Source organism: uncultured Abiotrophia sp., assembly GCF_938010525.1.
Taxonomy (GTDB): Bacteria; Bacillota; Bacilli; order Lactobacillales; family Aerococcaceae; genus Abiotrophia.
Genome location: NZ_CALLVK010000021.1, coordinates 302,972 through 316,822 on the forward strand (window position 1 = coordinate 302,972; position 13,851 = coordinate 316,822).

11 protein-coding genes are annotated in these 13,851 nt (G+C 42.7%); 5 read left to right on the top strand and 6 right to left on the bottom strand.

Features of this window, described 5'->3' with window-relative positions; genetic code table 11:
• Positions 1-79 precede the first annotated feature (79 nt).
• Together Q0339_RS06020 and Q0339_RS06025 are read left to right on the top strand one after the other, a co-directional pair.
• The gene (locus Q0339_RS06020; protein WP_298077915.1) at positions 80-1,009 is read left to right on the top strand and encodes an ABC transporter ATP-binding protein; all 930 of its coding nucleotides are present in this window, start codon (positions 80-82) and stop codon (positions 1,007-1,009) included.
• A 1-nt stretch (position 1,010) separates the two neighbouring features.
• A complete protein-coding gene (locus Q0339_RS06025) occupies positions 1,011-1,826 on the top strand; it encodes an ABC transporter permease (RefSeq protein WP_298077916.1) in 816 nt (271 codons plus the stop codon).
• Positions 1,827-2,074: 248 nt separating this feature from the next.
• Here Q0339_RS06025 and Q0339_RS06030 read toward each other — a convergent pair whose 3' ends face one another.
• The 5 genes from Q0339_RS06030 to Q0339_RS06050 all read right to left on the bottom strand — a co-directional run bounded on the left by Q0339_RS06030 (position 2,075) and on the right by Q0339_RS06050 (position 6,816).
• The gene (locus Q0339_RS06030; RefSeq protein WP_298077917.1) at positions 2,075-3,379 is read right to left on the bottom strand and encodes an RNA polymerase subunit sigma-54; all 1,305 of its coding nucleotides are present in this window, start codon (positions 3,377-3,379) and stop codon (positions 2,075-2,077) included.
• A 133-nt stretch (positions 3,380-3,512) separates the two neighbouring features.
• Positions 3,513-3,986, bottom strand: coding sequence for a Cys-tRNA(Pro) deacylase (gene ybaK, locus Q0339_RS06035; protein WP_298077918.1), 474 nt, complete (start codon positions 3,984-3,986; stop codon positions 3,513-3,515).
• Between the two features lie 33 nt (positions 3,987-4,019).
• A complete protein-coding gene (locus Q0339_RS06040; protein WP_298077919.1) occupies positions 4,020-5,297 on the bottom strand; it encodes a UDP-N-acetylglucosamine 1-carboxyvinyltransferase in 1,278 nt (425 codons plus the stop codon).
• Positions 5,298-5,476: 179 nt separating this feature from the next.
• Positions 5,477-5,824 (bottom strand): hypothetical protein, encoded by a 348-nt coding sequence (locus Q0339_RS06045; RefSeq protein WP_298077920.1) that lies wholly within the window; start codon positions 5,822-5,824, stop codon positions 5,477-5,479.
• 146 nt (positions 5,825-5,970) lie between these two features.
• The gene (locus Q0339_RS06050; protein WP_298077921.1) at positions 5,971-6,816 is read right to left on the bottom strand and encodes an AraC family transcriptional regulator; all 846 of its coding nucleotides are present in this window, start codon (positions 6,814-6,816) and stop codon (positions 5,971-5,973) included.
• 323 nt (positions 6,817-7,139) lie between these two features.
• On the opposite strand from Q0339_RS06050, the gene Q0339_RS06055 reads away from it, so the two are divergent.
• From Q0339_RS06055 to Q0339_RS06065, 3 genes are read left to right on the top strand one after another with little or no spacing between them, the layout of a single operon-like run.
• Positions 7,140-7,748, top strand: a complete 609-nt coding sequence (locus tag Q0339_RS06055) for a TetR/AcrR family transcriptional regulator (RefSeq protein WP_298077922.1) — start codon at positions 7,140-7,142, stop codon at positions 7,746-7,748.
• Between the two features lie 4 nt (positions 7,749-7,752).
• Complete coding sequence (locus Q0339_RS06060; protein WP_298077923.1) at positions 7,753-8,640, top strand: ABC transporter ATP-binding protein; 888 nt, start codon at positions 7,753-7,755, stop codon at positions 8,638-8,640.
• Complete coding sequence (locus Q0339_RS06065; protein ID WP_298077924.1) at positions 8,637-9,431, top strand: ABC transporter permease subunit; 795 nt, start codon at positions 8,637-8,639, stop codon at positions 9,429-9,431. Before Q0339_RS06060 ends, Q0339_RS06065 begins: the two co-directional genes overlap by 4 nt.
• Before the next feature lie 744 nt (positions 9,432-10,175).
• Here the strand turns inward: Q0339_RS06065 and Q0339_RS06070 are convergent.
• The gene (locus Q0339_RS06070; RefSeq protein ID WP_298077925.1) at positions 10,176-13,658 is read right to left on the bottom strand and encodes a hypothetical protein; all 3,483 of its coding nucleotides are present in this window, start codon (positions 13,656-13,658) and stop codon (positions 10,176-10,178) included.
• Positions 13,659-13,851 lie beyond the last annotated feature (193 nt).

The window sequence follows — 13,851 nt, forward strand, 5'->3', positions numbered from 1 at the left end:
ACTACCCGTCTGGCTTGGAATCAAGAGGTATCCTTGCTATACTATAGATAGCGATTCCCTTTAAGAAAGGAAGATTTACATGACCGAATCCGTCTTAGAGTCTGTCTTGGAAGTAAGTCAGCTGACTAAGATTTATAAGAAGCAACGGGCCTTAGATTCCTTCAACCTCTCCGTCTCGCGCGGTGAAATCGTCGGTATTATTGGACCCAACGGGGCTGGTAAATCCACCCTGCTACGTAGCATCGTGGGCTTAACCCCTGCATCTGAGAAGAACATTCAGCTCTTTGGCTCGGTGGACTACGAGGCCCTCTTAACCAACCGCCACTTCGTCGGCGCCTTGATTGAAGCTCCTGCCTTCGTCGATAACCTCAGCGCCAAGAAGAATATGATTCACTATGCCCTGCAACGCAAGGTCAAAAACCGTGCTCGTATCGATGAGGTCTTAAGCTTGGTTGGTCTGGACAAGACCGGCAATAAGAAAGTCAAAAACTTCTCCCTAGGGATGAAGCAACGTTTGGCCATTGCCTTAACCCTCTTACATGATCCAGACCTCTTAATTCTGGACGAGCCGATTAACGGCTTGGACCCTGCTGGGATTATCCATGTGCGGGAGTTACTCTTGAAACTCAATCGGGAAAAGAACATGACCATCTTGATTTCTTCCCATATCCTGTCGGAACTAGAGCACCTAGCGACACGCTTTGTCTTCGTTAACAAGGGCCGTAAGGTGGCCGATATTAGCTCTCAAGAACTCGCTCATCAAGCTAGCACCTATTACCAGGTTCAAACAACCGACAATGCTAAGGCCTTGGACTTCCTAGGCCAATGGCTAGGCCAAGATAAGGTGGCAGCAGATGGCAAAGATTTAATTGCTATCTATGACTTAGAAGTGCCCCTACCTGAAATTGCCAAACGCCTAGTAAATGAAGGCTTCGAACTTCTCTTCCTGGGTAGCCACAAGAATGACCTAGAATCCGTCTTCTTGAATCTTACAGAAGGAGGCAACTAAGATGTTCCAGCTATTACGCGCAGAATTCTATCAAATTCGCCATCGGGTGGCGCCTTTTACTATGCTGCTGCTCAGCTTCTTGGCAACACTCGGTATTGCTTCACTAGCTTCCATGATTCTCTTCGGGGAAAAAAGCGGGACTAGTACTAGCGCACTAACTAAGGCTCTTGTGGGCAATCAAGTCTTGAGTATCTATACTATTGGCCTCAAGGAAATGCCTTTGCTTCTTTGTTTCGTGGCTCAAATCCTGACCTTTAACAACGAGACTAAGAACCGGACCTTGATTAACACCATCAGTTATGGCCACCGCCGTCGCTCTGTCGTCCTCAGCAAGATCCTGGTAGGACTCTTCTACCTCTTACTAGCTTCATGCTTGAGCCTGGTTGGGCTCTTAATCGGGGGCAGCATGTCGGGTGCTACTTTCAAGGGTAATGAAATCTTCGAATTTTTCACCAACTATTTGATTCCTAGCATCCCCCTCTTCCTAGGCTACATCGCCCTCTTAAGCATTCCTGCCTTCCTCTTCGCTGGCCAGGGACCACTGATCTTCACTTACCTCCTGCTCAGCTTCATTAACCCAATCCTGACCGGTGTTTATTCATTCTTAACCACTAACACCGCCAACATGGGAAATGTGGTTCAAAAATTCATGAGTGCGGATAAGGCTTTCGCCTTCTTCTTCACCTTCCTAAAAGTAGGCAAGCCTCTGACCTGGGGCAACTTAAACTTGGACTTGACACCAGTCGTGGCCTCGGCTTACTTCCTACTCTTCTTCTGGATTGCAGTCAAACTCTTCAACCGCGCTGAAGTTAAATAGTAGCTTATTAAAAATCCCCCGGACTCCTGATGGAATTCGGGGGATTCTTTTTGTCTAAAATGCAATATTCTCAATAATAAAATGAGTCCCTATCTTATTTTGACGGCATTTACAGGAGCAACTATCACTTTCTTGTTGCGTCAGGATTTTAGGGCGAGTTGTGGTTAACCAGAACTCACCCTAAAATCTTGCTTTTCAATTTAATATAAAACACCCGCTCTAGCGTCAAGTCTAGAGCGGGTTGTTTATTAATGGCCCAGTGCTTGGCGGTAGTTACGCACCATGAAAGGACTAATCATAATCTTACGTTCTTCTAAGCGTTCCACCAGCTCCTCATCACTTAAGTCAGCTGGCGCATCATGTAGAATCTCATGAATGATTTGCTTAATCTTCTCAGCAGAGAAGCCATCTCGGTCCTCCCGTGTCGCTACTGTGATAAAGTCCGTCATTGGCAGGACATATTGGCCGAAGCCCATGTTCTTGTTAGACACCAAGAGGTTGACGACTGGTTCAGGCAAGCCCGTAATCTCTGCCACCTGCTTGAGCAAGAGTGGCACCTTAGAATCTGAGATTTGGCTAAAGTAATCGTACTGAACCGCTGCAATGGCTTGCGCGACTTTCAGAATCAATTGCTCCCGTACCCGCAAGTTACGTGCCAGTCGATCATACATAAGCTTCTGCGGCTTGGAGAAGGCTAGGACCTCAGGATCTTGGGTCGCTAACATCTCTTGATAGTAGGGCTCATTGAAGATTATTTTTGGATAGTAGTGGGCATTATAGCGTACCTTCATGCCTTCCTGGTCTTGAAGAACGGTCACGTCATCTAGGAGACCTTCCTCTTCTTCCACTTGGAAGAGGTCGGATGGACTGGTCCGCAAGGTTTGATAGTAGCTGACGCAGGCCAGGACATCTGCTAGAGGCAGGCCAGTAGCGGTCACGATGGCTTGATAATCTTCTGCCTTGAGTTGGTCAAAATATTCTTCTAAGAGGTAGTAAGCCACATTAGGAGCATGAGCATCCTGCTCGGTCTGCAACATCAAGCATTCGCGCAAGTCATAGGCCCCAATCCCGGCAGGTTCCAATTGTTGGAAGAGGGTAATGGCATCTAAGGCAATAATGGGTTCGATGCCTAACTGTTTGGCCACTTCCTGGTAGCTGTACGGCAGATAACCTTGAGGATTTAATAAATCAATCAAGCGCACCATGGCGTCCCGAATGATGGTATGACGGTACATCATAATCTGTTCGAAGAGAAACATAGGCAGATTACGCGGCGCTTCCGGCATCTGCGGATCAACCCCAATAATGGCACTGTGTTCTTGTAGGGTAACCGATGCTTGCTGGGGCTTGGTCTTAGGATAGTCTAGTTCAATGAAGGGATTCTCTAGAATTTCATCTTCTAGGAAATAAGTAAGTTGGGCCGCACTCAAGCCGAGCATCTGCCACAATTGACTATCCCCTTCAATGGTTTCAATAGGAATACTTTCAAATTCGCTTTGCCCATTAGCTTGAATGACGGTCACCACGTGTTGTTGCTTGTTTAAGTCTGACATGTTGACCCCTCCTGCTATGTATACGTTTTCTTAATTCTATTATAGCGTAAGATGCCCCTTGCGTCTATGCTAAAGCAAGGTTTTTTTGAAAATCAAAAGCAGCAAGCCCCTGAGGACTGCTGCTTACCATATCTTATTCAATTAAATCATCCGCGCTCAGAGCTAGGACTGAAGCCAGATCCCGAACATCTAGCTCTAACTGCAGGCCAATCTTGCCGGCCGAAACCATGATAGAAGGATAATCCCAAGCACTAGCATGAACATGGGTCGGGAAGGTCTTCTTCATGCCTAGCGGCGAACAACCGCCGTGAACATAACCCGTTAGGGGCAAGAGGTCGCGTTCCTTAATCATGGCGATGTGCTTTTCCCCCACGGCACGCGCGGCCTTCTTCAAATCCAAGCTAGCCACCACGGGAATGACAAAGACATAATGGCCACCCGATTTACCTACCGTCACCAGAGTTTTGAAGACTTGGTCAGGATTCTGGCCCAAGGTTTCTGCTACTTCCAAGCCTGATAAGGCGCCCGTCTTACTGTAGTCTCGTACTTGATAGGTCACCTTATCTTGGTCTAGTAGTCGCATGGCATTGGTTTTATGTATTTTCATGGCTATCAGCCTCCACTAAACAGCAAAAGGCCCTTAGGCCTCTTGCATCTCGCTTACTTCAATCATTTCAATATCGGCACCCAAATCGCGCAATTTGCCTACGATATTAGAGTAGCCACGTAAGATATGGTCGACACCAGTAATCTCGGTTACGCCATCCGCCACCAAGCCTGCAATGACTAGGCAGGCCCCTGCCCGTAGGTCACTGGCCTTAACTTGCGCCCCGCTTAGATGAGCTGGCCCATTGACCCGAATCATAGCCCCTTCGACCTTGATATCGGCCCCCATGCGGTTGAGTTCCGGAATATGCTTGACACGGGCTGGATAGATGGTGTCGATGATGGTCCCGTTACCTGCCGCAATCGCCAAGAGTGGCGTCAGCGGTTGTTGCAAGTCAGTGGCAAAACCTGGATAAGGCTGGGTCTTGACGCTGACCATGCGGAGGTTTGGACTTGGATGAACGTAGATGGAATCTTCACCAATCTCCAATTGAGCGCCCATTTCTTCAATCTTAGCAATGAAACCTTCGATGTGTTCGAAAATAACGTTGTTGACGCGGACCCCTTGGCCTGCTGCCACGGCAGCCGTAATATAGGTCCCTGCTTCAATTCGGTCCGGAATGATGGTGTGGGTACAACCATGCAGATGCTCTACGCCCTCAACCCGGATGACGCTAGTCCCAGCACCGCGAATCTTAGCCCCCATCTTGTTGAGGAGGTTAACGACATCAATAATTTCCGGTTCGCGAGCGGCGTTCTCAATAATGGTCTTGCCCTTGGCCTTAACGGCCGCCAGGATACAGTTGATGGTTGCCCCAACACTGACCACGTCCATGTAGATACGTGCCCCAACAAGGCCTTCTTGGTCGGTCGTCAGAGTCACTACACCGAAGTCGTCTTCTACCTTAGCCCCTAAGGAACGGAATGCCTTGAGGTGTTGGTCGATAGGGCGAGGGCCTAAGAAGCAGCCCCCAGGCAAGCCAATGACCCCTTCACCAAAGCGCGACAAAGTCGCCCCCATAAAGTAATAAGAGGCACGTAGGCTCTGAATTTTCCCACTTGGCATTGGAATGGATTTAATATCACTTGGATCAATGGTTAAGACATTATCCTTGAAAGAGGCCTTAACATTGAAATCCTCCAAAATATCGATTAAAGAATAGACGTCAGCAATATCTGGCACGCCTTCTAGAACAACTTCTGAATCAGCCAAAATAGCAGCTGGAATTAAGGCAACTGTAGAGTTCTTGGCCCCGTTAATGGTAATTTCACCTGTGAGGGGCTTGCCTCCGCGGATGACTAGTTTCTTCATTATATATAACTCCCTAATTTCAATCTTCGATGATTCTTTGCGTATCACTTATAGTGTACCATAAGTCGCCCCAAATATACATAGCAAATGATTATTTGACCCTTTTGTTGCAGGGTAACAAAAGGCATTTCAAAAGGCCCCATCACTCGAAAATGACGGGACCTTGAGACAGCAAACTATTATTGGCGTCCGTAAACAAAATAGAGATAAATGAAACCAATCAAGCCAATTGGCACCGCCAAGAACCAGATAATGATAAAGCGGAAGACCTTCCAGGCTAGCATTAAGAACCCACCGATCAAGAAGACATTGTCACCCACAATGAAGTTGATTAGACTCTCATAGACAAACATGGCAAAGGGATAAAGCAAGGCACAAGGCAGGAAAATCAGCAGTTTAGTATCGAATCTTCCAACTTGGCTGACGGATGTAAAGACGAAGAAGGCGTAAAAAGCAAAACCAAATAAATAATGGCGGATTAACCAGTCACGGTTGAGGGATTGAAACATATTCTTCAGTCTATCCATAGGGGATCACCTCTCTAATTTAATGATGCTTCCTATTATAGTTCACTTGCCGGCTCATGTCCAAAATGCACTGAAACTCACAAAATAAGTCGTAAAGAGACGGGCGCCTGCTAAGAGGTCGCCCGTCTGCTTCAATCTGTCCTAGTTTAATCGACTTTGACAATCGGTACCCAGAGTTCCATACGGTAGTCTGGTGCCCCCATATTGCCTTCACGATAGACTTCGAAGTCAGGTGCACCCGAATGTTGGAAACCTTGCTCAGGGAAGAAGACTTCCATGAGGTAGCGCCAACCTGCGTGGATACAGTCTGGCACTGGCCCATTCAATTCAACCACCGCATATTCAGCAGCTGCCACCTCCAAGATATCGAGCCCCATAGCCTCAGCCTTAGCCCGGTCAGTTACCTCATAGCCAGCCATATAGTTGAGCCGCTCTGGCGTGTCAATGTCGTGGCAGGCACCCAGGCTTTGTCCACTTCCTAAGCTAGCCAAGTCCTCATGGGAGAATTTTCTGTAGAGGTCTTGCCAGACCTGAGGGCACTGGCTACTAGGGATTTGGTTGGCATTGAGCCCTGCCACAGTCAAGGCAGGTTTTTTTTGGATATTGATTTTCATACTATCTCCTCCTTGCAGGGTCAGTCGCAACTGTAATCGCCCGACTAGGCGCAAAGGCGCCCCCTGTCTAATTTGTGTCGGAGTCGCACCATGAAATTTCTTGAAAGCTGCCCCGAAGGCGTCGGCTGATTCATAGCCATACTGGATGGCAATGTCGATGATTCGGGCCTCAGACTGGCGCAGGGCCAGCGCTGCCTCTGTCAAGCGACGTTCCCGCAAATACTCTGACAGTGGCATCCCCGTCAGCATGGAGAAGAGCCGGCTAAACATGGCGTAAGGATAGCCCGACAGTCGCGCCACCCGCAATTCATCTAGCTCCCCATCCAGGGTAGAATCCAGATAGTCCAGCGTCCGGTTAAAAGCTTCCATCATATTCATGTGTATGACCTCCTGACAAGTTGAGTATAGCTGAAAAGAAGGGTGGGAGCCCTAGAATTGGGGTGCGAGAAATCTAGGGCGTCTACCTCACCAAGTACGATGCTCACAAGCTGACTTTTTCACCTTTATTATAGCATAGCCTCTCTTAAGGAAACATCATCCCCTTCATTTTGTTACCATCTCACCACGTAATTTTGCCTGCCTTGCACCCTATCTACTAGTAGAACTAGTAGATAGGGTGCACAAGTTTCTGACCCCTTCTCAAAAACGGTCAATGGGTCTATAATGAGGATAACTTCTTAATGAAAGGAGCCAAGAAAGCAATGAATCCTAAATTTTATGTCCTGCCCCAAGCCAAGCAGGAAGCCATTATCCAAGCCGGCTACCGGGTCTTCGGCCAGCACTCCTATAAGAAGGCACCTATGAGTGCTATCGCGGACGCGGCGGGGATTTCCAAGCCCTTGCTTTTCCATTATTTCCATAATAAGAAGGAACTTTACTTCTTCCTCTTCGACCTCTTAGTCCAGCAGACCGATGATTTCCTAAAAGAAGGCGGCTGCTACGAGACCCTGGATTTCTTCGAGCTCTTCAAGAGCGTGACCCAGACTAAGGTGCAACTAGCCCGGCTCAATCCCGATTGGCTGGCCTTTAGCCTTAAGACCTACTACGAGCAGGATCCCGAGATTATGCCAGAATTGGCCCAACGCATGAAACAAGTCAAGGCGAAACAGGTCCAGCTCATGGACAAGCTAGATATGAGCTGCTTTCGGCCCGATATCGACTTTCAGCTCATGTATAAGGATATGACCTGGGCCGCCCAGGGTTATCTCTGGGAGCATGTCCAGCGAGGGTCCGTTGATCCCGAAACCATCGAGGCGGAATTCAACCAACTGATTGACTTCTGGAAGTCTCTCTATCTTAGAAAGGAGTGATTCTATGTACGCTATTCAAACGCAACAACTGACCAAATCCTACGGCAAGCTCCGGGGCATCGAGAATCTTAACTTGACCGTTCAGCAGGGCGAGCTCTTTGGCTTTATCGGGCCTAACGGGGCCGGCAAATCCACTACCATCCGCACCCTGCTGGGGCTGATTAAGCCTACCAGTGGTAGCGCCCAGGTCCTAGGCTTAGAAGTCGGCCGTCAACAAGGGCAAATCCTACGCCGGGTGGGCTATTTGCCATCCGAAACTCAATTCTATGCCGGTATGACCGCCCGTGACCTGCTCAAATTATCTGCTAATCTGAGAGGCCTGGACTGCCAGGCCGAATGCCGTCGCCTCAGCGATCGCTTGCAGCTGGACCTGGGGATTGCGGCAGACCAGCTATCTCTGGGTAACCGTAAGAAGGTAGGCATTGTGGCAGCCCTCCAGCACCAACCTGACCTCTTGATTCTGGACGAGCCTACCAGTGGTTTGGACCCCCTCATCCAAGAAGAATTCTTCGCCCTCCTAGAGGAACGCCGCCAAGCCGGTGGGACTGTCTTCCTATCTAGCCATGTCCTGTCCGAAGTCCAAAACCACTGCGACCGAGCGGCCATTATCCGCCAAGGGCAAATCGTGGCCACCGAAGATGTCGCCCGCCTCATGCAACACCAAGCCAAACGCGTCAGCCTGACCGGCCAAGTACCTGGCCTAGCAGACCTAGCAGGCGTCTCCAACTGGCAAGCCAAGGGCAAAGACCAATCCAGCTTCCTCTATCAAGGAGACCTCAATGCCTTACTAGCCTGTTTGGCAGGCGGCCAAGTTCGCGATTTCAGTCTGGCCGAGCCAAGCCTGGAAGAAATCTTCCGCCACTACTACCAAGAAGGAGGCGATTTGTCATGATTCTATTCCGCCACGAATTACGCCAAGGTTGGCGCAGCCTAATCCTATGGACGGCGGCCATCGCAGGTTTTATGGGTCTGATTTCCCTGCTTTTCCCTCAAGTTAAGGACCAGATGGCTAGTATCAACGGCCTGATTAGCACCATGGGCGCCTTCTCCGACGCCTTCGGCCTGGGCAAGCTCAACATGGGAACCTTCATCGGCTTCTATACCGTTGAATGTCAGAGCGTCCTGGGCCTTGGTGGCGCCCTCTATGCCGCCATTCTGGCCAGCAATTCCCTAGCCAAAGAAGAGCAAGCCGGCACCGCCGAATTCCTGTTGACCCATCCCCTGAGTCGGGCTTCGATTGTCACCAGCAAAGCCTTGGCCCTGGTCAGCCAGCTTCTGATACTCAACGCGGTGACCCTAGCAGTTGTTCTGTTAAGTCTGACCCTGATGGGTGAGTCCGCGCCTATGGGCCAACTCCTACTCTTGCACTTGGCCTATCTAATCTTACACCTCGAATTCATCGCCCTCTGCCTGAGCCTGTCGGCCTTGTCCGGCAAACGTCGCGGCACTGGCCTAGGCGCCGGCATCGGTCTGGTACTGGGCTTCTACCTAGCCAACCTAGTCGCCAATATTGCCCCTGGCCTGGGCGCCCTCAAATGGCTCACGCCCTTCGCTTACGTGGACGGCGCCGAAATCATCCCTAATGGCAGCCTAAACCTAGGCTATGTCGGAGTCGGGCTAGTCTTGTCAGCCTGCTCGCTGGGCCTGGCTTATTGGTGGTTTGGGCGGAAGGATGTAGGGTAAGAGTGTAAATATAAAAAGCCATCAAGATTATTAACTTGATGGCTTTTTTGTCTCTGTCATTAAGGCTGTGGGACTTACCTAAAAATTAGATTGTTTTTATGAACTATGGTCGCTATCGGTTCGGAGTTCGCAAATTTTGTAGAAAAATAAGTAAGGAAAAGGGAAATCCCTTGCCGTTACCACTATCATTCACTAACTTAGCGGTAAGTCAAACGGTAAGACATTCCCTATTTTTAAGCATAAAAAAAACACCCCACACAGAGTGTAGGGCGTTCCATAAGCATTGATATAATCGTATTGATTAACTTTTTGAGAATTGGCTAGCTTTACAAGCTTTCTTAAGACCTGGTTGGGGCATCACTTATTTCATACAATTTAAAAATGCTTTAAAATCAACGTTTTATCGATTTTTTAAAGATAAAATCTCAGCTAATTTCAATCAACTTCATCAAAATAAAGTAAATTTCCATTCAGAATAAGCTAAAATCGAACAAGAATATCAAAAGATTTACCTTATTTGGTTTTTATAGAAGTCAAGCGGACATTCACTACTCGTTAGTTATGACGAAAAATATTGATTTAAAGTGATTTTTAAAATTTAGAATTTCAATGTGTTACTGTAAAAATAACCCTAATGACTACATTTTATGTGAAATAAATTTAGAAGTTAGTATATACATAATCTCTTTTATCAATTTTAGAAAATGAATACTTTGATAACCTGTTCAAATTTTATAGAGAAATTCAATTATTAATTAGAGACTCAAATTCATTAAAACTAATAATTTCAAATGGAAATTCCACAAAGTTTGATTTTATTATTTTATTTGTAATGAAATATGATTTTAATGAGTATCCCTCCTCTAATCCGATATTTCTACAAATTACATCTAGATTCTCTTCAAAATACTCTACTCGCCGTTTGAACTTTAGTCCTTTGGCCTTTCCCCCACAAAAGTATTCTTTTTGATCACCCATACTATCTTTCATAGTCTGACTCAAACGCATATATTTAACTTCAAATAATAATATTTCTTTCAGCTTATTGTCTAACACAATTAGGTCGTAATCCCCTAAATTTCTAGGATGATTTCCTTTATTATCTAATTTATATAATTCTTGATTAATATGAGTAACGTACCTATTATCTTTAAATAAGCCCTTAAGATTTTGGACTATCTGTTGTTCGTAAAATTTTTTCCAACTTTTAATTTTATTTAGCGTATTTTGCATACCAATATCATATGGTAAAATGAAGTTCATCATTCCCTCTGTCCAATCTTTTGCCAACCTATCAAGAATAATAGGTGAAAAAATAATGCTATTATGATTAACAATAATAGGTTTAGCAGAAAATTTATTATCTCTTTTCTTTTTCTCCCATATTGGAATTACTCCATTAGTAGTAATTTTCTTCTTTTCTATAACTAAGAATTTCAAAACACCATAAAAGGTTTCAATTGAATAGTCCGAATTATCTTCAAAATATTTAGCCAAATCTTCTATTTTACCTGTTACAACATTTCCTTTTACAGACAGTAATTTTTGGTTTTTTAATTTTAAAATATGACTGTTACTTGAAAATATGGAGAGGAAACAAATAAAAGAATCAAAATCAACTTTCGTATCTTGAGAGAACGATTTCTTAACCAGACCAATTGTATCATTGTCAGTTTTCTTATCTCTACTTGTGTATTCACCGTATTTATACTTGATTTCTATCATTTCATCAACAAATTGTAAGTACTTTTCAGTTTCTGAAATATCTACAACATAATTATCTTTAATCTCTAACTGAAACCAATTGCTAGCACCATACGAATAGGCATCAGAAAGAAGTTGAAAATCTAATATGTATTTCCCATAAGCAATTAATTCATCAACAATATCATCACTTGGAATTAATGCGTCATCATCCCTTTCTATTACTAAATTCTCTTCAATAAGATATTCTAATATTGGTTTATAAACGCGGGCCTCTTCACGTAAATCAATCGTTTGTTCTCGAAATTTATTTAATTTAACAGTTTGAAGATTTCCGTTATCTGACAATGTAGTTAATCTTCTGCGGAGGATATCAATATTAAAAATAATTAAAGATAATATATTTTGTAGTTTAAGTATCAAGTCATACTGATTATACAATGACATCATAGAAACTAAGTCTTCGCGTATTTTATTTCTAAAACATCTTACGATATCAACTATGTCTGATTCACAATATATACCTGGCTCTAGTCCAAGTTCTTTAATGATGTTAGCAATACTTTTCCTGACTCTTTTAAAAGAGCGGTTTTTAGGAGCTGAGAATTCTAAATGAGGCCGAATGAAATATTCAACCCTAACTTCAAATAAGCTTGAAGTTCGTTTCTCATTGTCTGTTTCTTTAATTTTTTCAAATAACAAAACTCTATCCTTAAAAAGGAAACCGTCTAGTAAATTTATTAGAATTGTATTTTCAAATTCCAATGTTGATTTGGCAAGATTATCAGCAAATATTTTATTCCATCTAGGAGCTAATAAAGTTATCTGATATTTGGAATCTTTAACAAAAACTATTTTATTAAAATAGTTCGTTTCTTGTATCGGACATCTAGAATTAGCATTTCTATCAAGCACAGACTTAGATACTAAATTAATCTCTATAGTTTCTTTTTCATAGTTTGATAAAATTGCTTCTTTATTATTATATAAAGAATTTAAAACAATTTCGTTAAAAGATTTTATTTGTTCGTAATCATCGATATTTATGTCTTCTAAAATAAAATGTAACTCCTGATATATAATTTTCTTATGGTTCTCTGAAAATATATCAATTGATCCAAGATGAGCTTTTGAAATAAGTGACAAATCAGTTTGTTCCCTATCAACTATTTTCCAACCATGAATATTATAAAATTCTCCCCCTATTTCAAATGGATAGTTTAATACAATTTTATCAAACGTTTCCATATTATAATGAACACTTTCATAGGGTAAGAAAGCCATAGTTACATTCAAAGCACCATCATTAATCATCTGATTTGATGATTGCCACATTCGAAATAAAGCATCTCCATTAGAGAAAGACATAATTCTATCTTGATTATTGTTATAATCTATAAAAAAATCAACGATTTCTTTTATTGAATTCGCATTGTTAATTATTCCTATAATACTACTTGCATTTAATACATATTCATCATCATCTCCAAATGGGAATGTTTTAGTGGTATTTGGAGATATACTCTTGGTGTCAACTCCAACAAAAATAATATTGCTCTGGGACTTAAACTCAAATCCTCTAACTTCTCCATCTTGACAAAGACCTGCTATCTGGTAAGTATTATCAATAATTCCTTTTTTTAAGTGATCTGAAATTTTATTTTGGCTTGGCTCTAAAACAATTAATCTATCTTCATTTAAAAATGCCAATGTATTTTTTAAATCAATCTTTTCTTTAGCCTCTTTGTTAATTAACCGCAAATTATAAAATGAATTTCCTTCTCGTTCAAAGAATTTTGTAAAATTACAATTTAGTCTTCTCCAGAAGCTTAACCAAATAGATTCTTCAAATTTTGATTCCTCTATTTCGCTTTCTATTCTCTCCATAAAACAATCTTTCATAACTGGTAAAAATATGGGAAAGTTATTAACAGGAGTAAATAATGGATATAACTCAGCATTATTACTTTTGAATGTTTTGAAATACTGGGCAAGTTTGTTGTTATAAAAAAGCTCATGATTTTGATATATAAAATTGAAATAACTCTCAGGTGGACATTCAAAGTTTTCTTGAGTAAACTCAGTCTCAAATGGTTCTAAGGATGAAATGATTAAATCTTCATATTCAAGTATCTCATACCATATTTCCTTGAATTGCTTAAAATCATGCACTAAAGATTCTATTACAAATGAAGTTTCATAAGTATCTTCATTGCCATTTCCTATAAATATTTTATGAAATCTATCATTTGAATAGAACCTTACATTTCCAGTATCAATAGGGAAATCTTCTTTTGGGTATTCAGGTATATAATACTCAATTGCTTTTTTATAAAAGTCTACAAATTTGCTGTATGAATCTATTTTAGTAGTCCCTAAAATCTTACTTTCATCATTAATAAAATCTCTATTCAATTTATCTACTATTCCTAAAAATCTCCTATTTGGAAACCATGAAGTAATAGAGTAGATAACTTTAGATAAAGATTCAATGTCATATTCTAATAAAAAAGAGTTATTCATGTTTTTTCCTCATAGGCTATCATTTTTTTCTCCCAAATGTAATCAGAATGTTGAAAGGAATCCAGCTTTCTAAATATCTATCTGCGAATAAATTAAATTCCTTAGAATTATACAACTTCTTAAATTAGCCGTCAATTTGGTAGTGTAAAATAAGTTGTGTAAACACAAAAAGGAATAAATCCGTTATAGTAGA